The sequence below is a fragment of the Enterobacter cloacae complex sp. IR5401 genome (genome assembly GCF_049238425.1).
GTDB classification, from domain to species: Bacteria; Pseudomonadota; Gammaproteobacteria; order Enterobacterales; family Enterobacteriaceae; genus Enterobacter; species Enterobacter hormaechei_C.
The window spans coordinates 1-22,189 of the sequence record NZ_JBMKHN010000005.1; the positions used below are offsets into that span (position 1 = coordinate 1).

The window sequence follows — 22,189 nt, forward strand, 5'->3', positions numbered from 1 at the left end:
TTGTTAAAGAGCAGTTGCGACGCGCTTCAGCGCTCTGTCGCGAGGTGGCGTATATTACGCTTTCCTCTTTCAGAGTCAACCCTGATTTTCAGGATTTTTTCTCTTCAGCCGACCGGGTGGTTTGTGAAGTGATTCACATCCGCCGTGTCGATGGAGGCGCATTATAGGGAGCCGCCGAGGAATGACAAGCGGAAAAATGCATTTTTATTTCAACCGCTCACCTTTTCGCCAAAACGCCTATTTTTGGTGCTTTTTAATCTCTTTTGGCAGTTCTGCCAGACTAGTTATCACCCAGTCGGCTGCATTTTCTGCTTCTGGGGTGACCGGTTTACCGGTACGCACTAATACTTTGGTACCTACACCTGCCGCTGCTGCTGCCTGCATATCTTCCAGTTTATCGCCCACCATATAAGATGCGGCCATATCAATGTGCAGGAATTCCTGTGCAGAGATAAACATGCCCGGGTGTGGCTTACGGCAATCGCAGGTCTGACGATACGCCTCTACACTTCCCTGCGGGTGATGCGGACAATAATAGATGCCATCAAGATCGACGCCGCGATCGGCCAGAGACCAGTCCATCCATTCCGTCAGCGTCTCGAACTGCGCTTCGGTAAATTTACCCCGGGCGATACCGGACTGGTTAGTTACCACCACCAGCGCATAGCCCATCTCTTTCAACTGGCGCATGGCATCTATTACGCCCTCGATAAATTCGAACTCATCAATCTCATGGACGTAACCGTGATCCACATTAATAGTGCCGTCACGATCGAGAAAAATTGCGGGTACAGATTTTGCCACCGGTTTGCTCCTGAAAAAGGCTTGTTCAGCTAGTATCTCATGAATCGCAGCGCAATAAAGTGCTCATCGCAAAGAGGTGGATTGATTTAGACGTCTGGATGCCTTAACATCCATTTTGTTTACGGTCATTCCCCGTATCTGGCAGAAGAAAATGCCACGGCTAACTTACTTACGATAAAAATAATCTAATGATTAAACTTTCCAATATCACCAAAGTGTTCCAGCAGGGGAACCGAACCATTCAGGCGCTGAACAACGTCAGCCTGCATGTGCCTGCTGGTCAGATTTATGGCGTCATTGGCGCATCGGGTGCAGGTAAAAGTACGCTGATCCGTTGTGTTAACCTGCTTGAGCGCCCAACCCAGGGCAGCGTAGAAGTTGGCGGCCAGGAGCTTACCGCTCTCTCAGAAAAAGAACTCACCAAAGCGCGTCGCCAGATTGGCATGATTTTCCAGCACTTTAACCTGCTGGCCTCACGCACCGTTTTCGGTAACGTTGCGTTACCCCTGGAGCTGGATAACACACCAAAAGAAGAAATTACGCGTCGCGTCACCGAACTGCTCGATCTGGTTGGTCTGGGTGATAAACATGACAGCTACCCGGCAAATTTGTCCGGCGGGCAAAAACAGCGAGTAGCAATCGCTCGCGCGCTGGCAAGCAACCCAAAAGTGCTGCTGTGCGATGAAGCCACCAGCGCATTAGATCCGGCTACCACGCGCTCTATTCTGGAACTGTTAAAAGACATTAACCGTCGTCTGGGCCTGACTATCCTCCTTATTACGCATGAAATGGATGTAGTGAAACGTATCTGCGACTGTGTAGCAGTCATCAGCAACGGTGAGCTGATTGAGCAGGACACGGTGAGCGAAGTCTTCTCGCACCCGAAAACGCCGCTGGCTCAGCAGTTCATTCAGTCCACACTGCATCTTGATATTCCGGAAGATTATCTGGAACGACTGAAAACAGAAGCCGTTGCAGACAGCGTTCCAATGCTGCGCATGGAGTTTACGGGTCAGTCCGTTGACGCACCGCTGCTTTCCGAAACCGCGCGTCGCTTTAACGTTAATAACAACATTATTAGCGCGCAGATGGATTACGCCGGTGGCGTGAAGTTCGGCATTATGCTGACGGAAATGCACGGCACACAGGAAGAAACCCAGGCGGCAATTGCCTGGCTGCAAGAACATCACGTAAAAGTAGAGGTACTGGGTTATGTCTGAGCCGATGATGTGGCTACTGGTTCGCGGCGTTTGGGAAACGCTGGCAATGACCTTCGTATCGGGCTTCTTTGGTTTTGTGATTGGGCTGCCGGTCGGCGTGTTGCTGTACGTCACGCGCCCGGGTCAAATTATTGAAAACGCGAAGCTGTATCGCACGCTCTCTGCGCTGGTGAACATTTTCCGGTCTATTCCGTTCATTATTCTGCTGGTGTGGATGATTCCGTTTACTCGCGTGATCGTCGGGACGTCGATTGGTTTGCAGGCGGCAATTGTCCCGCTGACAGTAGGCGCGGCACCGTTTATCGCCCGTATGGTGGAAAACGCCCTGCTGGAAATCCCAACAGGCCTGATTGAAGCTTCCCGCGCGATGGGTGCAACACCAATGCAGATCGTTCGCAAAGTTCTGCTGCCAGAGGCGCTGCCTGGGCTGGTGAACGCAGCAACCATCACGCTTATCACGCTGGTCGGTTATTCCGCAATGGGCGGCGCCGTAGGTGCTGGCGGTTTAGGCCAGATTGGATATCAGTACGGCTATATTGGCTATAACGCTACCGTAATGAATACCGTTCTGGTATTGCTGGTTGTGCTGGTTTACTTAATTCAATTCTCTGGCGATCGTATCGTCCGGGCTGTTACGCATAAATAACGTTACAAACAACACAAACTCGACGAGTTAAGGATATAACATGGCGTTTAAATTTAAGACCTTCGCAGCAGTAGGCGCACTGATTGGCTCGCTGGCACTGGTGGGTTGCGGTCAGGACGAAAAAGATCCAAACCACATCAAAGTAGGCGTTATCGTCGGTGCAGAACAGCAGGTTGCTGAGGCCGCGCAGAAAATCGCTAAAGAGAAATATGGCCTGGACGTTGAACTGGTGACCTTCAACGATTACGTTCTGCCGAACGAAGCGCTGAGCAAAGGCGACATTGACGCTAACGCCTTCCAGCATAAACCGTACCTGGATCAGCAGATCAAAGATCGCGGCTACAAACTGGTTGCTGTCGGTAACACCTTCGTTTACCCGATTGCCGGCTACTCCAAGAAAATTAAATCTCTGGATGAACTCCAGCCGGGTTCACAGGTTGCCGTCCCTAACGACCCAACCAACCTTGGCCGTTCCCTGCTTCTGCTACAGAAAGTGGGCCTGATTAAACTGAAAGAAGGCGTTGGCCTGTTACCGACCGTTCTGGACGTAACCGAAAACCCGAAAAATCTGAAAATTGTTGAGCTGGAAGCACCACAGCTGCCACGTTCTCTGGACGATGCGCAGATCGCCCTGGCCGTGATCAACACCACTTACGCCAGCCAGATCGGCCTGACCCCAGCGAAAGATGGCATCTTCGTTGAAGATAAAGATTCCCCGTACGTCAACCTGATCGTGACTCGCGAAGACAACAAAGACGCGGAGAATGTGAAGAAATTCATACAGGCATATCAGTCTGAAGAAGTGTACCAGGAAGCCAATAAGGTGTTTAACGGCGGCGCGGTTAAAGGCTGGTAATCTCCCGGCAGTGTAATATCATCAAGACGGGCATTTGCCCGTCTTGTCATTTGTGCGGTCAACTGCTTCAATATCTGACGTTTTGATTATCCACTGAGGAATTATTATGCGTGCTTTACCGATCTGTCTTTTAGCACTGATGCTGAGCGGCTGTTCTATGCTAAGCAGATCTCCTGTTGAACCTGTTCAAAGCACTGCAACCCCGCCAAAAGCGGAGCCAGCAAAACCGAAAGCGCCTCGCGCTGCGCCGGTACGTATTATTACCAAAGCCGACGAGCTGGTCGGTAAGCCATTCCGTGAACTGGGCGAAGTGAGCGGCGAATCCTGCCAGGCAACGAATCAGGACTCTCCACCCAATATTCCGACAGCCCGCAAGCGTATGCAAATCAACGCGTCGAAAATGAAAGCCAACGCGGTGTTGCTGCACAGCTGTGAAGTCACCAGCGGCACACCAGGTTGCTATCGTCAGGCGGTATGTATCGGTTCTGCGCTTAACATTACGGCGAAATGAGTTCATTTCAGTTCGAGCAGATAGGCGTTATCCGCTCCCCTTATAAAGAAAAGTTCGCCGTGCCGCGTCAGCCGGGTCTGGTTATTCACGGCGGCGGCGAGCTTCATCTTGTCGCGCCGTATAACCAGGCCGATGCAGTGCGCGGGCTTGAGGCGTTCAGCCATTTATGGGTGGTCTTTGTGTTTCACCAGACCATGGAAGGCGGCTGGCGTCCCACTGTGCGTCCTCCTCGTCTGGGCGGAAATGCCAGAATGGGGGTCTTTGCCACCCGCTCAACCTTTCGTCCCAACCCCATCGGAATGTCGCTGGTCGAGCTGAAAGGCATACGTTGTCAGAGAGATCAGGTGATCCTGGAGTTAGGTAGCCTTGACCTGGTTGATGGCACACCGGTCATAGATATTAAGCCTTACCTGCCCTTCGCCGAAGCGCTGCCGGATGCCCGGGCAAGCTATGCTCAGGACGCACCGCAGGCAGATATGCCGGTTCACTTCACGTCTGAAATAACGACGCAAATCAGCGAGCTGGAAAAGCGTTATCCACGTCTGCGTGACTTTATCGTTGAAGTGCTGGCGCAGGACCCCCGTCCCGCCTACCGCAAAGAAGAGGAAGCCGGGAAAACGTACGCCGTCTGGCTGCTGGACTTTAACGTGCGCTGGCGCGTGACTGCGGCGGGTTTTGAAGTGTTTGCCCTGGAACCCAGGTAATTTTGTTCTCCTCTCTTTTGGCATCTTTGCCACACTGGTAAACTAAACCACTTTTTTGTGTCAGGCTGGTGTTTCAGCCTGTTCCAATCGTCGAAATGGAACCGTAACAACATGCGTACTAGCCAATATCTGCTCTCCACTCTGAAGGAGACACCTGCCGACGCCGAGGTGATCAGCCACCAGCTGATGCTGCGCGCCGGGATGATCCGCAAGCTGGCCTCCGGGTTATACACCTGGCTGCCGACCGGCGTGCGCGTCCTGAAAAAAGTCGAAAACATCGTGCGTGAAGAGATGAACAACGCCGGTGCTATCGAGGTGTTAATGCCGGTCGTTCAGCCCTCTGAACTGTGGCAGGAGAGCGGTCGCTGGGAGCAGTACGGTCCTGAACTGCTGCGTATTGCCGATCGTGGCGATCGTCCATTCGTCCTCGGCCCAACGCATGAAGAAGTGATCACCGATCTGATCCGTAACGAGCTGAGCTCTTACAAACAGCTGCCGCTGAACTTCTTCCAGATCCAGACCAAGTTCCGTGACGAAGTGCGTCCACGCTTTGGCGTCATGCGTTCTCGCGAGTTCCTGATGAAAGATGCTTACTCTTTCCATACTTCTCAGGAATCGCTGCAAGAGACCTACGACAAAATGTACGCGGCCTACAGTAAAATCTTCTCCCGCATGGGGCTGGATTTCCGTGCTGTACAGGCTGATACCGGTTCAATCGGCGGTAGCGCCTCCCATGAATTCCAGGTTCTGGCGCAGAGCGGCGAAGACGATGTGATCTTCTCTGACTCCTCTGATTACGCCGCGAACATCGAATTTGCAGAAGCGCTGGCACCAAAAGAACCACGCGGCGCGGCAACGCAAGAGATGACGCTGGTTGATACGCCAAACGCGAAAACCATCGCCGAGCTGGTTGAGCAGTTTACTCTGCCGATCGAAAAAACCGTGAAAACCCTGCTGGTGAAATCGGCTGAAGGTAGCGCTTATCCACTGGTTGCCCTGCTGGTACGAGGCGATCACGAGCTGAACGAAGTGAAAGCCGAGAAGCTACCGCAGGTTGCCAGCCCGCTGACCTTCGCAACGGAAGCGGAGATCCGCGCCGTGGTGAATGCAGGTCCTGGTTCTCTGGGCCCGGTGAACATGCCTGTTCCGGTGGTCATTGACCGCACCGTTGCGGCGATGAGCGACTTCGCTGCGGGCGCAAACATCGACGGTAAACACTACTTCGGCATCAACTGGGATCGGGACGTGGCGACGCCGGAAGTGGCTGACATCCGTAACGTGGTCGCAGGCGATCCAAGCCCGGACGGTAAGGGTACCCTGATGATCAAACGCGGTATCGAAGTAGGCCACATCTTCCAGCTGGGCGATAAGTACTCACGCGCAATGAACGCTGCCGTTCAGGGCGAAGATGGTCGTAACCAGGTTCTGACCATGGGCTGCTACGGCATTGGCGTAACGCGCGTTGTTGCTGCCGCTATCGAACAGAACTATGACGAACGCGGAATCGTCTGGCCGGATAACATCGCGCCTTTCCAGGTAGCGATCCTGCCAATGAACATGCACAAGTCTTACCGTGTGCAGGAGCTGGCTGAGAAACTCTACGCTGAGCTGAGCGCGAAAGGTATCGACGTGCTAATGGATGACCGTAAAGAGCGTCCTGGCGTGATGTTTGCTGACATGGAACTGATCGGTATTCCACACACCATCGTCATTGGCGACCGTAACCTCGACAGCGACGAGATTGAATACAAGTACCGTCGCAACGGCGAAAAACAGATGATCAAGACGGGCGATATTCTTGATTACCTGGTGAAAGCCATCAAAGGTTAAGAAACAAAAAACCCCGCCAGTGCGGGGTTTTTTAATGGCTATATCTTATTTACTGTCGCAGTCTTTCCCCGCAGCAAACTTCGCGTCTTTATCTGCCACTAGCGTTTTCACCAGCTCGCCGCTATCCGGGTTTGGCTCCAGCGTAAAATGCCCTTCAACCGTCAGCAACACTGGCTTACTGTCGTTGCCGCGCACAACGGCATAGTCTCGCTCCAGCTGGGCATTGTTCGCCACGCTGACTTTCTTCCCGGTTGCACAGTCAGTGAAGATCGCCGCATCCGCCATGTAGAAATACATTCCTCGCATCGCCATTGGGGTGGCTGGCAGGGTCGCTTTCACCGGGGCCAACGTGTAGTTGAACTGGGATTCAATCGGATTGCCTTCGCGATCGAGCATCTCCATCCCCTCGCCTTTGGCGCGGAAGAAGGTTTTATCGCCCGTGGTATCCGTCAATACCAGCTTCTCAGCCGTACGCGCCCATGTTCCGTAAGATGCAAAAGAAGACGGTTCTTTCGCCCCCTGGTAACGCTGGTTCATGACCCAGGTGCCATCTTTTTGCAGGAACAGAGAGGTTTCGATGCCCTCGCAATCTGCGCACGGTAATACGCCGCGCCAGCTTTGCTGCATCGGCTTTAATTCTTCATTTTGCGTTGGCTGTAGTACCTGCGTTTCCGAACGGTTATTACAGCCAAAAAGCGCAAACAGGCTTGTCACGGCCAGCGCTGATAATAATGCTTTTTTCACAATACTTTCCTTATGAAAAAGGGTATCCCTTTCGTCACATTATGGGTGACGGACTTTGCCACGCAGTGATTTTACGGTGGATTTCTGCGCCTTCGATGACAACCGACGTTCTTTCGATGCCCGCGTTGGACGTGTTGCCCGGCGACTTTTTTGTACAGCCGTCAGCTCTTTGATGACCGCGACCAGCCGGGCAATTGCCGCTTCCCGGTTAAGCTCCTGGCTGCGATACTCCTGCGCTTTAATCACTATCACACCCTCGCTGGTGATCAGGTGATGGCTGGCGGCAAGCAGGCTTTCTTTATAATACTCTGGCAGGCTGGAGGCCCGAATGTCAAAGCGCAAATGGATAGCCGTTGAGGCCTTGTTAACGTGCTGCCCCCCTGCGCCCTGGGCCCGGATAGCGGTGATCTCCAGCTCGTTATCAGGGATGCTGACATTTCGGGACAATACAATCATGATGCGGGCTGCCAGGCCGTGAGATGAATTTCCAGATTATTCTGAGAATCGGAAAGCCAGATGGCACCGTCCTGAATTGTTGCCTGTAGCGCCATCGTCCGGCTGGCGAACGCACTCAGCTGCGCCAGCTGTTCATCATCCAGATACCAGACGGTAAGATTTTTGAACTGCGCACATTTATTTTTATTTTGTTGCCACCAGATCTCCGCCGCGCGCTGGTTGTAGGCAAACAACGCCACTTCAGCAGACTGGGTGCAGGCCTTTTTGATCCGGCGTTCATCCGGCAGGCCAAGCTCAATCCATAAATCGATACCCAGATGATCGTTGCGCAGCCAGGCTTCCGGTTCATCTTCCGCGCTTAAACCACGGGTAAATTGCAGACGCTCGTCGGCATACTTAATCCACGCCAGCAGGCGCAGCATCATGCGCTCCTGGGTTTCAGAAGGGTGACGCGCAAGCGTCAATGACGCATCCAGAAACTGGTTACGGTCAAGATCCGCCACATTGACCACAGCTTTATAAATAGTCGCTTTCAGCGCCATGAGAGAACTCCTTTTGAATCAGGCGTACATTGTAGCGAAAACCGCGGCAAAAGGCTGTTACGAGGTGGTGGCTCACTCTTATCAAGGCGCTGATATTGCTTAAATGAGTATGGTATAGTCACCTTGCTAAACCGAGTTTAACTTCGTAGGCTTAATGATATCTCACAGTAAGTCAGTACGCTGGCAGGAGGTGATGTGAATAATTATTGTGAGTTGATTCGCAGACGGTATGCGGAGATCGCCAGCGGAGATCTGGGGTACATTCCGGATGCGTTGGGCTGTGTATTGAACGTGCTAAATGAAGTGGCCTCTGATGAGAGCCTTTCTGAATCGGTCAGGGAAAAAGCAGCGTATGCTGCGGCGAATTTACTGGTGAGCGATTATGTCGATGAATGATACTTATCAACCCATCAATTGTGATGACTATGACAACCTCGAACTCGCCTGCCAGCATCATTTAATACTGACGCTGGAGCTAAAAGATGGCGAAGTGCTAAAGGCAAAGGCCAGCGATCTGGTTTCCCGTAAAAATGTGGAATACCTGGTTGTGGAAGATGCAGGTGCAACGCGTGAGCTACGCCTCGACAAAATTGCCAGTTTCAGCCATCCGGAAATCGGCACCGTCGTGGTGAGCGAATCCTGATAACCAACGGGCAGCCAGGCTGCCCGTTACGCTTTCCATTCAAAATTAACACCCGCTTCAGCCCACCCCTCTTCAGTGATGAACACCCCTGCCGCCGCGATGAGCGTGTCGCCGTAAAACAGAAGCGGCGTGGTATTACGTCGCCAGGGCGGAACGTTCTGTTCCTGCCAGATTTTCTTCAGCTTACGCCCGCCGTTACGACCGACGATATGCAGCATGCCGCTGGCCCTGAAGCGTATGGTAACGTTCTCGTCCGGCTGAGGTAGACGCACATTGCCCGAATGACTTAACGCAACGACACCGGCATTCATCGGTAGCGTTAATGCTTTTTCCGGCGACGGCCAGTCGAGCACAACGTCAGCCAGCGACGGCACAGATTTTACCCACCAGAGTTGCCCTTTATAACGCCTGACGTCATAACCATTCAGGTGTATACACGGTGCGGCATCTTCCCTCGCCTGTGCAACTTCCTCCCAGATACGGTTGAGCATCGCCCGGGACGGCATAACCGCACGGTGGTAAGCCAGCCAGCGGCGAATCAGAGCAGCCCGACGCACGGGGCTCATCACCTTCAACGGCGCAACGTTCAGGGCACCGTCAGCGGTAATCAGTGTATTCAGCTCCCCGCTCAGCAACTCATCCAGCAAGCTTTCCTGTTCAGCACACAGCATGGCGCTTCTGGCCGCCGCTTCGGAAAAATGCGCCCAGCGCTCACTCAGCAGCGGTAAGACGCGCAGGCGCAGGAAGTTACGGTCGTAACTGTCGTCCTGATTGCTGTCGTCTTCAATCCAGCACAGATGATGCTGCTGCGCCCATGCTTCCAGTGATGCGCGCGTCTCACCCAGTAGCGGGCGGATGAGCTCTGTTTCAGCAAAATCAGCGCGCTCAGGCATGGCGGATAAACCCGCAGGCCCGCTGCCCCGCTTGAGCGCCAGTAAAAACGTCTCGCACTGGTCGTCCAGATGCTGCGCGGTGACCAACGCTTCTCCAGGCTCTAATGCGCCAGAAAACGCGGCGTAGCGGGCTTTCCGCGCCTGCGCCTCAATACCCAGCCCCTCATCCTCAAGCGTGACGCGTTCAACGATCAGCGGGATCTCCCACCCTGAGCACACCGCTTCGCAGTGCGCCACCCAGTCGTCGGCATGGGGGCTTAAGCCGTGATGGATATGCATCGCCCGCAGCTGGACGTCAGGCTCACGGTCGCGCCAGAGCTTAAGGCGGTGCAGCAAAACGGTGGAATCCAGGCCACCGCTGAACCCCACCAGCAGCTGGCGGTAGGGTGAAACGGCGTGCGCGATAGCGGGTAAGGTCATAGGAAATTACACATAAAAAATGCCCGAACTGAACGGGCATTATCACACATGACGGCGATTACTGCTGATAAAGCTCCAGCGGCAGGCCGTCCGGATCGTTGAAAAAAGTGAAACGTTTATCGGTAAAGGGATCGACACGAATCGCTTCGCAGGCCACGCCGTGGGCTTCCAGATGTTTTACCGCGCTGTCCAGGTCATCGACGCTGAAGGCCAGGTGGCGCAGGCCGCAGGCTTCCGGGCGTGAAGGACGCGCTGGCGGGAAAGGAAAAGAGAACAGCTCAATCACATATTGACCGTTTAACGCCAGATCGCCTTTCCAGGAGTCGCGCTCCTCACGGTAGGCCTCGCTCAACAGCGTAAAGCCGAGAACGTCGCAGTAGAATGCCTTACTTTTCGCATAATCGGTGGCAATGATCGCAATATGATGAACCGCTTTTAAACCCAGCATAGTTTCTCCTTTTTATGATGTCCTGAACGTTACAACCGACAACCCGCCCCTGGCAAGCGGCCCCTTTTATTTTAGGACTCTCACCCAGTACACGCCGTTATCGTCGCGTTTCGCGCCATGAATATCCGTTTCAAAGCCGGGATAGTGGCGCCCCACCGAACAGAGCATCAGCAGGAAATCGAGCACCGCCCGGCTCTCCTCAGTGATCATTTCACCCGGCATCAGCAGCGGCACGCCCGGCGGATAAGGCAGGATCATGTTGGCCGATACCCGCCCGACCAGGTTCTCCAGCTCAACGGTTTCAACCTCCCCTTTCACCTGGCGCTGCCACGCCCTGTGCGGCGTCAGCTTCATTTCAGGCAGAACATCAAATGCCTGCAACATCAGGCGCGGCAGATCGTGCTGGCGGATCAGCCTGTGAATCCCCTGGGCCAGATCCTGAATACGCATATTGCGGTAGAAGTCAGGATCTTCCGCGTAGAGATCCGGCAGCATGTTCTTCACCCGCAGGTTCAGATCGTATGCGCGCTTAAACTCCATCAGTCCCCTGAGCAGCCCCATCGCGCGGGTTTTATCGATCCCGATGCTGAACAGGAACAGCAGATTATAGGGGCCGGTTTTCTCCACCACCACGCCGCGCTCATCAAGGAACTTCGCCACCAGCGCTGCCGGGAGCCCTTCCTCACCCATCACACCCTGCTCATCCATGCCCGGCGTCAGGATTGTCACCTTAACCGGATCGAGGAACATGTGGTCCGCATCAGCATCCCGAAAACCGTGCCAGCTCTCCCCCGGCGCGACGGGCCAGCATTCTGCCTCATCAATCTCTTCCGGCTGCCAGATATCAAAGAACCAGCCGTCCGCTTCATCTTTAAGTCGCTGAACCTCTTTTCGGAAATGCAACGCCCGCTCCACCGAACGATTGATCAGGCGTTTACCCGGATTACCGCGCAGCATCGCCGCCGCCGTTTCGATGGACGCCACCAGCGGGTAGCTTGGCGACGTGGTCGTGTGCATCATGAAAGCTTCGTTGAAGGTGTCCTCGTCGTACTCACCCTTGATGTGAATGAGAGACGCCTGGGAAAACGCGGCCAGCATTTTGTGCGTCGACTGCGTTTCGAAGAACACCTTGCCCGGCACCCGCTCGCCGCTCATCCCACTTTTACCCGAGTAAATCGGGTGGAAATTAGTGTAAGGCACCCACGCGGAGTCAAAGTGAATCGACGGCACGTCCAGCGTCTGCTTGATCCAGTTCGTGTTGTAAAGCAGCCCGTCATAGGTGGAGTTGGTGATCATCGCATGCACAGGCCAGCTTGCCTCGGGGATAGCCGCGATCTTATTTTCAATGGCTTCATGCGCGAACTCACGGCGAGGAATGCCGCCGAGAATACCCAGCGCATTACGCGTAGGCGACAGCCAGAGCGGCACCACATCGCTCATCATCAGCAAATGCGCCAGTGATTTATGGCAGTTTCGGTCAATCAACAGCGTACTGCCGGCAGGCGCGGCATACATCCCGACGATTTTGTTCGAGGTTGAGGTACCGTTGGTCACCATGTAGCTTTGCTCGGCGCCAAAGGTCCGGGCGATGTATTCTTCAGCTTCCAGATGCGGGCCGGTATGATCCAGCAGAGAGCCTAACTCGGTGACCGAAATCGACACGTCCGCCTTCAGCGTGTTACCGCCGAAGAAATCGTAGAACAGGCATCCCACCGGGCTTTTTTGATAGGCCGTTCCCGCCATATGGCCTGGCGTACAGAAGGTGTACTTCCCTTCTTTCACATAGGTGAACAATGCGCGCGTAAACGGCGGTGTGATGTTATCGAGGTATTCACCGGTGTACTGCTGAATGCGGGTCACAATGTCCTCGGCAACGCCGAGTGAGTATTCGAAGAACCACAGCGCCATACGCATATCGTGCGCACTCACGTCCATGGTCGAGTGAGTGTTGATAAACGCGTACAGCGGAAGATATTCGTTGAGCTTATTGATATCGCTGCACAACTCCATGTCGTATTCGTCCCAGTCGAATATCACGCCACAAATGCGCGGATTGTGTTCGATAAATTTCAGCAGGTCGGCGCTGTTTTGCGGCCAGATCAGCTGGTATCCGCGTGCTTTAAGGGCTTGCTCCAGCTCCTTGATGGGTTCGTCTTTATAAAAGACGCCGTGTGGCCCCATGATGGCAATGATGTTCATGGTTTACCTCCTTGAAAAACATCAGATAAGCATAGTTAAGGTAAACGGCAGGTATAAAAAAAGCCGCAACAATGTGCGGCTTTTAGGATAATTGTGAGGCTTACGCGTAACCGTAGGTCATCAGACGCTGATAACGACGGTTGAGCAGATCTTCTGTGCTCAGCACGTCCAGGTCCGCCAGGTCTGCCAGCAGCTGCGCTTTCAGGGAAGCAGCCATCACTTCCGGCTTACGATGCGCGCCACCCAGCGGTTCAGGGATAACGGTGTCGATCAGCTTCAGCTCTTTCAGACGTGGGGCAATGATGCCCATCGCTTCAGCAGCCAGCGGCGCTTTATCGGCACTTTTCCACAGGATGGAGGCACAGCCTTCCGGAGAGATAACGGAATAGGTACTGTACTGTAGCATATTCACTTTATCGCCCACGCCAATTGCCAGCGCACCGCCGGACCCACCTTCACCGATAACGGTACAGATAACCGGCACTTTCAGGCGAGACATCTCACGCAGGTTGCGTGCGATGGCTTCAGACTGACCGCGCTCTTCAGCGCCAACACCCGGGTAAGCACCCGGCGTGTCGATGAAGGTGATGATAGGCATATTGAAACGCTCAGCCATCTCCATCAGACGCAGGGCCTTACGGTAGCCTTCTGGTGCTGGCATACCGAAGTTACGACGGATTTTCTCTTTGGTTTCACGGCCTTTCTGATGACCAATGATCATCACCGGACGTCCATCCAGACGCGCGATACCGCCGACGATAGCTTTATCGTCAGCGTATGCGCGGTCGCCTGCCAGTTCGTCAAATTCGTCAAACGCCAGGCGGACATAATCCAGGGTGTACGGACGCTGTGGATGTCGCGCCAGCTGGGCGATCTGCCATGCGCCGAGATCGGCAAAGATTTTGCGCGTCAGTTCTACGCTTTTTTCGCGCAGACGATGCACTTCTTCGTCGATGTTAATATCCAGTTTTTCATCCTGACGGCTCACGGCTGTCAGAGAATCGATTTTCGCTTCCAGCTCTGCAATCGGCTGTTCGAAATCAAGGAAATTCAGACTCATAGTATTCCTGTATTAGTCAAACTCCAGTTCCACCTGCTCCGAACCAATGAGGCCACGGAGATCGTTCAGTAAACGATCGCTCGGAGAGACACGCCACGTTGCACCAAAGCGCAACCGCGCGCGTGCATCCGCCCTCTGATAGTAGAGATGTACTGGAATGGTCCCCGAGCGGTGGGGTTCCAGAGACTGACGGAGTCGGTTTAAAAGCTGGTCATCAATTTGCCTGTCCGTCAGCGAGATAGCAAGCCCGCGAGCATATTTTTCCCGGGCTTCGTCAATGTCCATCACTTCGCGGGCGGTCATTTTAAGCCCCCCGCTGAAGTCATCAAAGCTGACCTGTCCGCTGACGATAAGTATGCGGTCTTTTTCCAGCAATTGCTGGTATTTATCCAGCGCGTCGGTGAACAACATCACCTCCAGACGCCCGGAACGGTCATCCAGGGTACAGATGCCGATACGATTGCCGCGCTTGGTGACCATTACCCTTGCAGCAATCACGAGCCCCGCAGCCGTGGTGATTTTACCACGTTCTGTCGGATGCATGTCTTTAAGCCTGTGGCCGCCGACATAGCGCTCAATTTCTTTAAGATACTGGTTGATCGGGTGCCCCGTCAGGTACAGACCTAACGTTTCCCGCTCTCCATCCAGCACTACCTGTTCTGGCCACGGCTGGCAGTTGGAATAGGACTGCTCGATCTGCTCTGGCTCTTCCGCCAGCACGCCGAACATATCCGCCTGGCCAATGGCTTCCGCTTTCGCATGCTGATCGGCCGCCTTCAGCGCATCGCCGAGCGAGTTCATCAGCGCGGCGCGGTGTGGCCCCAGACGGTCAAACGCGCCGGACATGATCAGTTTTTCCAGCACGCGGCGGTTCAGTTTTTTGGTATCGGTACGGGCGCACAGATCGAACAGCTCACGGAAGTAGCCGCCGTTGTTACGCGCTTCAATGATCGCCTCGATCGGCCCCTCACCCACGCCCTTGATCGCGCCGATCCCATAGACGATTTCCCCGTCATCGTTAACGTGAAAATGATACAGGCCCGAGTTAATATCCGGCGGCAGGATCTTCAGCCCCATGCGCCAGCACTCGTCCACCAGGCCAACCACCTTCTCGGTGTTGTCCATATCGGCAGTCATTACCGCTGCCATAAACTCAGCGGGATAGTGAGCTTTCAGCCACAGCGTCTGATACGAAACCAAAGCATAGGCGGCGGAGTGAGATTTGTTAAATCCGTACCCGGCGAATTTCTCCACCAGGTCGAAGATTTTCATCGCCAGTTCGCCATCGATGCCGTTTTTCTTCGCTCCATCTTCAAAGATGGAGCGCTGCTTGGCCATCTCTTCCGGCTTTTTCTTACCCATCGCACGACGCAGCATGTCTGCGCCGCCAAGGGTATAACCCGAAAGTACCTGGGCGATCTGCATCACCTGTTCCTGATACAGGATGATGCCATAGGTTGGCTCCAGTACCGGTTTCAGGCTTTCATGCTGCCACTGCACGTCCGGGTAGGAAATCTCTTCGCGCCCGTGCTTACGGTCGATAAAGTTATCCACCATCCCCGACTGCAACGGCCCCGGACGGAACAGGGCCACCAGCGCGATCATATCTTCGAAGCAGTCTGGTTGCAGACGCTTAATCAAATCTTTCATGCCGCGGGATTCAAGCTGGAAGACGGCTGTCGTCTCCGAGCGTTGCAGCATGTCGAAACTTTTCTTGTCATCAAGCGGGATAGCCGCGATATCCAGCGGCGGTTCGCCGTTCTTCTCGCGACGGGCGTTGATCATCTCCAGCGCCCAGTTGATGATGGTCAGCGTACGCAGGCCGAGGAAGTCAAACTTCACCAGCCCGGCGTATTCCACGTCGTTCTTGTCGAACTGGGTGACCGGATGCTGGCCCGCTTCATCGCAGTACAGCGGCGCGAAGTCGGTGATTTTGGTCGGGGCGATAACCACGCCCCCCGCATGCTTACCGGCGTTACGCGTGACGCCTTCCAGCTTGCGCGCCATGTCGATCAGCGCTTTCACCTCTTCGTCGGCTTCGTAGATTTCCGGCAGCTGAGGTTCGGCTTCAAAGGCTTTCGCCAGGGTCATGCCCGGATCGGGCGGGACCAGCTTAGAGATACGATCGACAAAACCGTACGGGTGGCCCAGAACGCGGCCCACGTCGCGGATAACCGCTTTCGCCGCCATCGTCCCGAAGGTAATGATCTGTGAAACCGCATCACGACCGTACATATCGGCCACGTGCTCAATCACCTGGTCGCGTTTTTCCATGCAGAAGTCGACGTCAAAGTCGGGCATGGAGACACGTTCCGGGTTGAGGAAACGTTCGAACAGCAGGTCGAATTCCAGCGGATCGAGGTCGGTGATTTTCAGTGCGTACGCCACCAGCGAGCCGGCACCGGAACCACGGCCCGGGCCTACCGGCACGCCGTTATCCTTCGACCACTGGATGAACTCCATCACGATCAGGAAGTAGCCAGGGAACCCCATCTGGTTGATCACCTGGAGTTCAATATCCAGGCGCTCGTCATATTCAGGACGCTTCTCTTTACGGACCGCTTCATCCGGGAAAAGGAATTCCAGACGCTCTTCCAGACCCTCTTTCGATTTCATGACCAGGAAATCTTCGGTGGTCATGTCGCCCGTCGGGAACTGCGGCAGGAAGTATTCGCCGAGACGCACGGTGACGTTACAGCGCTTGGCAATCTCTACGCTGTTTTCCAGCGCTTCCGGGATGTCCGAGAAAAGCTCACACATCTCCTCTTCGCTGCGCATGTACTGCTGCGATGAGTAGTTGCGCGGGCGTTTCGGATCGTCGAGGGTGAAGCCGTCGTGGATAGCGACGCGAATTTCATGCGCGTCAAAATCGCCCGCCTCAAGGAAGCGCACATCGTTGGTGGCCACTACAGGCAGGCCACGCGCTTCCGCCAGGGCGACGGCCGCATGCAGATAGCTCTCTTCGTCCGCACGCCCGGTACGGATCAGCTCCAGGTAATAGCGATCCGGGAAATACTCTTCGTAGAACGAGACGCACTGATCCACTAGCGCGTTGTTACCGCGCAGCAGACATTTGCCGACATCCCCCATACGACCACCGGAGATCAGCAGCAAACCTTCGTTCAGCTCTGCCAGCCAGTCGCGGTCAATCCATGGGCCCAGTGCGCCGTAGCCGCGCTGGTAGGCTTTTGAGATCAGCAGAGTGAGGTTCTGATAGCCCGTGTTATTCATGGCTAACACGGAAATTTGCGTCATCTCATCGCCGAGCAGGTCGCTCTGCACATGAAAATCCGCACCGACGATGGGCTTTAATCCTGCGCCATGCGCCGTTCCGTAGAACTTCACCAGGCCACACAGGTTGGTAAAATCGGTGATCGCCAGCGCAGGCATGCCAAGCGAGGCCGCCTTTTTTACCAGCGGCCCGGTCTTTGCCAGCCCATCGATCATGGAGTAGTCGCTATGCACCCGCAGGTGTACGAAACGTGGTTCAGCCATCTTCAAATCCCGCGTTACTTAATTGCTTGCGTCTTGATTCAGGACACCAGTCCCAGCGCGCGTTTCACCGGGCCAAAGCTGCGCCGATGATGTTCAGTTGCGCCATGTTCAGCCAGCTTTTCCAGATGGAAAGCCGTTGGATATCCCTTGTGTTGGGCGAAACCATACGCGGGATAAGTGAGGTCCAGCGCGGCCATTTCAGCATCGCGCGTCACTTTGGCAATGATTGACGCCGCACTGATTTCTGCGACGCGGCTATCGCCTTTAACAACAGCCATGGAAGGCATCGGCAGCGCCGGGCAACGGTTACCGTCGATCAGTACATACTCAGGCACAATCTTCAGGCCCGCAACGGCACGCTGCATCGCCAGCATGGTAGCGTGCAGAATGTTTAGATCGTCAATCTCATGCGGTTCTGCGCGCCCGAGACTCCAGGCCAGCGCTTTCTCTTTAATTTCATCGAACAGCGCTAAACGACGCTTTTCGCTCAGTTTTTTCGAGTCGTTCAGGCCAACGATCGGGCGGGCTGGATCGAGGATCACCGCCGCGGTCACAACGGCACCCACTAACGGGCCACGACCGACTTCATCCACACCGGCAACGAGGTGGGTATGGGGATAAATAAATTCCATCATTGTGCTAACTCCAGCACCGCATCGGCCGCCTGCTCATCAGCATTACAGCGGATCAGTTGATGCAGTTCACGGAAGGTATCATGCATCTGGTGGCTGGTTTTACCGTTGGCCAGCAGCGGCAGCAGCGCATCTGCCAGCGCCTGCGGCTGACATTCATCCTGCAAGAGCTCTTTCACCAGCTCGCGACCCGCAAGCAGGTTTGGCAGAGATACGTAATCTGTTTTTACCAGACGTTTTGCCAGCCAGAAGGTAAACGGCTTCATGCGATAACCGACCACCATTGGGCATTTTGCCAGCATACACTCCAGCGCAGCCGTGCCGGAAGCCAGCAGTGCGGCATCGCTCGCAAACATGGCTTGCCGCCCTTTTCCGTCCAGCAGGCGGACGTGAAGATCCGGGGCGACGTCGGCTTTGATACGCTCAAACTGCTCGCGGCGTTTGGCATTCACCAGCGGCACGACCACTTCAAGATCGGGGTAAGTCTTGCGAAGAATTTGCGCCGTTTTCAGGAAATCGGCACTGAGCATTTCAACTTCCGCACCCCGGCTTCCTGGCAGCAGCGCCAGACAATGCACATCATGCGGGATGCCCAGTTCGTCACGCGCCGCGTTTTTATCCGGATCCAGTGGCATGGCATCCGCCATGGTATGACCGATAAAACGGCACGGGACATTAAATCTGTCGTAAAACGCTTTTTCGAAAGGCAGAAAAGCCAGCACCAGATTGGTGGACCGTCCGATTTTGAAAACGCGTTTCTGTCGCCACGCCCACACGGATGGGCTGACGTAATGGATCGTTTTGATCCCCTGCTTTTTCAGGTTCCCTTCAAGGGTAATATTGAAATCAGGCGCATCAATGCCGACAAATACATCGGGCTTGAGGTCGGTAAAGCGGCGGGTAAGGTCGGCGCGGATATGCAGCAGGCGACGCAAGCGGCCCAGCACCTCGACGATGCCCATCACAGCCAGCTCTTCCATTTCATACCAGGCTTCGCAGCCTTCGGCCTGCATTAGCGGCCCAGCCACGCCCACAAAGCGGGCATTGGGTACACGGGCTTTAAGCGCGCGGATAAGACCTGCACCAAGAATATCGCCGGAGGTTTCTCCGGCGACCAGGGCGATGGTAAGCGGACGACTGTCGACCATTAACGAATCAGACCACGGGTTGAACGTTCAAAGAATTCCATGAACGTTTTCACTTCAGGGTGCTTATTCGCCAGCTCGGCAATTTCCGGCTTAGCCTCTTCCAGCGTTTTACCGCTACGGTACAGCAATTTGTACGCGTTGCGGATCGCGGTAATCGCTTCGCGGCTGAAGCCACGACGCTTGAGACCTTCAATGTTCACGCCAAACGGCGTGGCATGGTTGCCCTGCGCAATCACAAACGGTGGGACGTCCTGCGCCACACCGGAGCATCCGCCGACCATCACGTGTGCACCAATGATGCAGAACTGATGGACTGCGGTCATGCCGCCAATAATGGCGAAATCATCGACCGATACGTGTCCCGCCAGCGTTGCGTTGTTGGCGAGAATACAGCGGCTCCCCACGGTACAGTCGTGCGCAATGTGCGCATTAACCATAAACAGGTTGTCGCTGCCCACCTTCGTCAATCCACCGCCTTGCGTTGTACCACGATGAATGGTGACGCTTTCGCGAATGCGGTTACGATCGCCGATTTCCACGCGGGTCGGTTCGCCAGCATACTTGAGATCCTGGTTAACTTCGCCGATGGAGGCGAACTGATAGATCTCATTGTTGCAGCCAATGGTGGTATGACCATTCACGACAACGTGAGATTTCAGTACTGTACCCTCACCAATTTCGACATGGGGTCCAACAATACAAAACGGGCCGATGTGGACATTGGCACCAATGATGGCACCCGTTTCCACAATGGCGGTAGGATGAATAAAGGCGGATTTATCAATCACGTATCAGGCCTCCCGGCTACGCGCACACATCATTGTCGCTTCGCAAACAACTTTGCCGTCAACCATAGCTACGCCTTTGAAGCGAGTCAGGCCGCGACGCGTTTTTTCAAAAGTGACTTCCATGATCATTTGATCACCAGGCACGACCGGACGCTTGAAGCGCGCTTCATCGATACCCGCGAAGTAATAGAGTTCACCCGGTTCCAGTTTACCTACGCTTTTAAACGCCAGAATACCGGTAGCCTGTGCCATCGCTTCCAGGATCAATACCCCCGGGAAGATAGGCTTACCAGGGAAGTGCCCCTGGAAGAACGGCTCGTTAACGGAGACATTTTTCACTGCGCGCAGAAAACGACCTTCTTCAAAATCCAGCACACGGTCTACCAGTAAAAACGGATAGCGGTGCGGCAGAAGTTCTAAAATCTCTTCAATATGCAGAGTATGAGTGTCAGTAGTCAAAATACTCTTCCTGTCAAATGTACTAAGTAGCAATAATAACACGGCCTGCCGGTTTATAAACAAAGCCGACAGGCCGGGAAATTTAGCGTTAAACGGATGAACGCTTAGTCTTGTTGATCGATTTTGCGCTCAATCGCTTTGAGTCGCTTGCTCATATCATCAATATTCATCACCAGTGCAGCTGTTTTACGCCAGACCTTGTTCGGTTGCAGCGGAATACCGGAGGAATAAACGCCAGGCTCAGTGATTGGACGCATCACCATGCCCATCCCCGTCACCGTGACTTTGTCGCATATTTCCATATGGCCATTGATCACGCTGGCACCGCCAATCATGCAGTAACGGCCAATTTTCAGGCTGCCTGCCATGATAACACCACCCGCCACTGCGGTATTGTCGCCAATCACAACGTTATGTGCAATCTGGCACTGGTTGTCTATGATAACACCGTTACCAATAATGGTGTCGTCAAGCGCACCGCGGTCGATGGTGGTGCAAGCGCCGATCTCCACACGATCGCCGATAATCACGCGACCCAGCTGAGGGATCTTAACCCAGTTACCCCGATCGTTAGCGTAACCAAATCCGTCAGAACCAATCACCGTGCTGGACTGTACGAGACAATTCTCGCCAATCTCAACCTCATGGTAGACAGAGACATTGGCCCACAGACGAGTCCCTGCGCCAATTTTCGTATTTTTTCCAACAAAGCAGCCTGGGCCAATCACCACGTTATCACCCAGCACGACGCCGGATTCGATAACGGCGTTTGCGCCGACTGATACGTTGTTACCCAGCTGAGCCGTCGGATCAATCGCAGCACTGGCTGCAATGTTCTGTGCCGGCTGCGGCGTGGTATCAAGAATTTGGGCCATGCGCGCATAGGTCAGGTAGGGATTTTTCACTACCAGTGCAGCGCTAGTGGCAAACGGAAGATCGTCCTGCGTCAGAACAACGGCAGACGCCTGGCACTGGGCCAGGTGTTCACGGTACTTAGGGCTTACCATGAAGGTAATAGTGCCTGCTTTAGCAGATTGCATGGACGCAACAGCGGTGATGACGATATCGCCATCACCGTGTAATTCTGCATCCAACTGCTGAGCTAAATCAGCCAGTCGAATTGAAGGCATTACTTATTTAACCTGTTTCAGAACATCAGCGGTGATGTCTTTAACATCGCTGCTGTTGAATGCAACGGCGTTCGAATCAACAACCAGATCGATGCTCTGATCGGCTGCGACTGCTTTAACGGCAGACTGAATACGCGTCACCAGTTTGCCACGCTCTTCGTTAGAACGACGCTGACGATCCTGCTCGAAAGCCTGCGCTTTCTGAGAGAAGGTCTGGCGCTGAGACATGACGTCTTTTTCCAGTTTGCTGCGCTCGCTCGCTTTCATGGTAGAACCATCACGCTGAAGACGCTGCATCTTGGACTGAAGATCACCTTCCATACGTTGCAGTTCGCTCGCACGGCCTTTGAATTCGTTTTCCAGCGTTGCAGAAACACCGGTTTTCTGTGCAACCTGCTGGAACAAATTACCCATGTTGACGATTGCAATTTTATCCGCTGCCTGAGCAGAAGTTGCCATCGCTAAACCGAGACCTGCAGCTAATAACCACTTTTTCACAATTAACTCCTTACCATCCCATTGGCACCCGAGGGGTACCGTTCTTTGCGTGGCAAGGCGATC

At 54.3% G+C, this 22,189-nt stretch carries 23 protein-coding genes; 8 read left to right on the plus strand and 15 right to left on the minus strand.

All coding sequences use genetic code 11. The annotated features are described in order from the left end of the window. Nucleotides 1–237 precede the first annotated feature (237 nt). Nucleotides 238–804: a D-glycero-beta-D-manno-heptose 1,7-bisphosphate 7-phosphatase gene (gene gmhB, locus ACOTX1_RS09075; protein ID WP_017383733.1), complete on the minus strand. Its 567-nt coding sequence runs from the start codon at nt 802–804 to the stop codon at nt 238–240. 188 nt (nt 805–992) lie between these two features. Between gmhB and metN the strand changes: the two genes are divergently transcribed. From metN to proS, 6 genes are all read left to right on the plus strand, one after another. Beyond that, the gene (gene metN, locus ACOTX1_RS09080; protein ID WP_003856124.1) at nt 993–2,024 is read left to right on the plus strand and encodes a methionine ABC transporter ATP-binding protein MetN; all 1,032 of its coding nucleotides are present in this window, start codon (nt 993–995) and stop codon (nt 2,022–2,024) included. Further along, nucleotides 2,017–2,670: a methionine ABC transporter permease MetI gene (locus ACOTX1_RS09085; protein WP_003856130.1), complete on the plus strand. Its 654-nt coding sequence runs from the start codon at nt 2,017–2,019 to the stop codon at nt 2,668–2,670. Before metN ends, ACOTX1_RS09085 begins: the two co-directional genes overlap by 8 nt. A 40-nt stretch (nt 2,671–2,710) precedes the next feature. Next, the gene (gene metQ / locus ACOTX1_RS09090) at nt 2,711–3,526 is read left to right on the plus strand and encodes a methionine ABC transporter substrate-binding lipoprotein MetQ (protein ID WP_003856132.1); all 816 of its coding nucleotides are present in this window, start codon (nt 2,711–2,713) and stop codon (nt 3,524–3,526) included. Between the two features lie 106 nt (nt 3,527–3,632). Continuing rightward, nucleotides 3,633–4,037, plus strand: a complete 405-nt coding sequence (gene rcsF, locus ACOTX1_RS09095; protein WP_003856133.1) for an Rcs stress response system protein RcsF — start codon at nt 3,633–3,635, stop codon at nt 4,035–4,037. Continuing rightward, nucleotides 4,034–4,741 (plus strand): tRNA (N6-threonylcarbamoyladenosine(37)-N6)-methyltransferase TrmO, encoded by a 708-nt coding sequence (gene tsaA / locus ACOTX1_RS09100; RefSeq protein WP_003856135.1) that lies wholly within the window; start codon nt 4,034–4,036, stop codon nt 4,739–4,741. Before rcsF ends, tsaA begins: the two co-directional genes overlap by 4 nt. A gap of 111 nt (nt 4,742–4,852) precedes the next feature. Next, on the plus strand, nt 4,853–6,571 hold the full coding sequence (gene proS, locus ACOTX1_RS09105) for a proline--tRNA ligase (RefSeq protein ID WP_003856138.1): 1,719 nt from the start codon (nt 4,853–4,855) through the stop codon (nt 6,569–6,571). 45 nt (nt 6,572–6,616) lie between these two features. On the opposite strand, the gene nlpE is transcribed toward proS, so the two are convergent. Genes nlpE through ACOTX1_RS09120 form a run of 3 tightly spaced genes read right to left on the minus strand, consistent with a single transcriptional unit; the run spans nt 6,617 to nt 8,313 of the window. Next, nucleotides 6,617–7,315 (minus strand): envelope stress response activation lipoprotein NlpE, encoded by a 699-nt coding sequence (nlpE, locus tag ACOTX1_RS09110; protein ID WP_023315435.1) that lies wholly within the window; start codon nt 7,313–7,315, stop codon nt 6,617–6,619. A 39-nt stretch (nt 7,316–7,354) separates the two neighbouring features. Next, a complete protein-coding gene (gene arfB / locus ACOTX1_RS09115; protein ID WP_003856142.1) occupies nt 7,355–7,771 on the minus strand; it encodes an alternative ribosome rescue aminoacyl-tRNA hydrolase ArfB in 417 nt (138 codons plus the stop codon). Next, complete coding sequence (locus tag ACOTX1_RS09120; protein WP_003856144.1) at nt 7,768–8,313, minus strand: YaeQ family protein; 546 nt, start codon at nt 8,311–8,313, stop codon at nt 7,768–7,770. Before ACOTX1_RS09120 ends, arfB begins: the two co-directional genes overlap by 4 nt. Nucleotides 8,314–8,508: 195 nt before the next feature. On the opposite strand from ACOTX1_RS09120, the gene ACOTX1_RS09125 reads away from it, so the two are divergent. Together ACOTX1_RS09125 and rof are read left to right on the plus strand one after the other, a co-directional pair. Then, nucleotides 8,509–8,709, plus strand: coding sequence for a YaeP family protein (locus ACOTX1_RS09125; RefSeq protein ID WP_003856146.1), 201 nt, complete (start codon nt 8,509–8,511; stop codon nt 8,707–8,709). Next, a complete protein-coding gene (gene rof, locus ACOTX1_RS09130) occupies nt 8,696–8,956 on the plus strand; it encodes a Rho-binding antiterminator (RefSeq protein ID WP_003856148.1) in 261 nt (86 codons plus the stop codon). Before ACOTX1_RS09125 ends, rof begins: the two co-directional genes overlap by 14 nt. A gap of 26 nt (nt 8,957–8,982) precedes the next feature. On the opposite strand, the gene tilS is transcribed toward rof, so the two are convergent. The 11 genes from tilS to skp form a co-directional block, all read right to left on the minus strand. Next, a complete protein-coding gene (gene tilS, locus ACOTX1_RS09135) occupies nt 8,983–10,269 on the minus strand; it encodes a tRNA lysidine(34) synthetase TilS (protein ID WP_023315434.1) in 1,287 nt (428 codons plus the stop codon). Nucleotides 10,270–10,327: 58 nt separating this feature from the next. Then, entirely contained in the window at nt 10,328–10,717 is a 390-nt protein-coding gene (locus ACOTX1_RS09140) for a VOC family protein (protein ID WP_003856151.1), read from the minus strand. Nucleotides 10,718–10,783: 66 nt separating this feature from the next. Next, nucleotides 10,784–12,916: a lysine decarboxylase LdcC gene (locus tag ACOTX1_RS09145; RefSeq protein WP_263522097.1), complete on the minus strand. Its 2,133-nt coding sequence runs from the start codon at nt 12,914–12,916 to the stop codon at nt 10,784–10,786. Nucleotides 12,917–13,016: 100 nt separating this feature from the next. Then, a complete protein-coding gene (accA, locus tag ACOTX1_RS09150) occupies nt 13,017–13,976 on the minus strand; it encodes an acetyl-CoA carboxylase carboxyl transferase subunit alpha (protein ID WP_003856154.1) in 960 nt (319 codons plus the stop codon). A gap of 12 nt (nt 13,977–13,988) precedes the next feature. Further along, nucleotides 13,989–17,471 (minus strand): DNA polymerase III subunit alpha, encoded by a 3,483-nt coding sequence (gene dnaE / locus ACOTX1_RS09155; RefSeq protein ID WP_003856156.1) that lies wholly within the window; start codon nt 17,469–17,471, stop codon nt 13,989–13,991. A 38-nt stretch (nt 17,472–17,509) separates the two neighbouring features. After that, on the minus strand, nt 17,510–18,106 hold the full coding sequence (gene rnhB / locus ACOTX1_RS09160; RefSeq protein ID WP_003856158.1) for a ribonuclease HII: 597 nt from the start codon (nt 18,104–18,106) through the stop codon (nt 17,510–17,512). Next, entirely contained in the window at nt 18,103–19,251 is a 1,149-nt protein-coding gene (gene lpxB, locus ACOTX1_RS09165) for a lipid-A-disaccharide synthase (RefSeq protein ID WP_003856161.1), read from the minus strand. Before lpxB ends, rnhB begins: the two co-directional genes overlap by 4 nt. Beyond that, nucleotides 19,251–20,039: an acyl-ACP--UDP-N-acetylglucosamine O-acyltransferase gene (lpxA, locus tag ACOTX1_RS09170; protein WP_003856164.1), complete on the minus strand. Its 789-nt coding sequence runs from the start codon at nt 20,037–20,039 to the stop codon at nt 19,251–19,253. The genes lpxB and lpxA overlap by 1 nt, the downstream gene beginning before the upstream one ends. A 3-nt stretch (nt 20,040–20,042) precedes the next feature. After that, nucleotides 20,043–20,498: a 3-hydroxyacyl-ACP dehydratase FabZ gene (gene fabZ, locus ACOTX1_RS09175; protein WP_003856165.1), complete on the minus strand. Its 456-nt coding sequence runs from the start codon at nt 20,496–20,498 to the stop codon at nt 20,043–20,045. 104 nt (nt 20,499–20,602) lie between these two features. Further along, nucleotides 20,603–21,628: a UDP-3-O-(3-hydroxymyristoyl)glucosamine N-acyltransferase gene (gene lpxD, locus ACOTX1_RS09180; protein ID WP_003856168.1), complete on the minus strand. Its 1,026-nt coding sequence runs from the start codon at nt 21,626–21,628 to the stop codon at nt 20,603–20,605. A 3-nt stretch (nt 21,629–21,631) separates the two neighbouring features. Then, nucleotides 21,632–22,126: a molecular chaperone Skp gene (gene skp, locus ACOTX1_RS09185; RefSeq protein WP_003856169.1), complete on the minus strand. Its 495-nt coding sequence runs from the start codon at nt 22,124–22,126 to the stop codon at nt 21,632–21,634. Nucleotides 22,127–22,189: the final 63 nt, after the last annotated feature.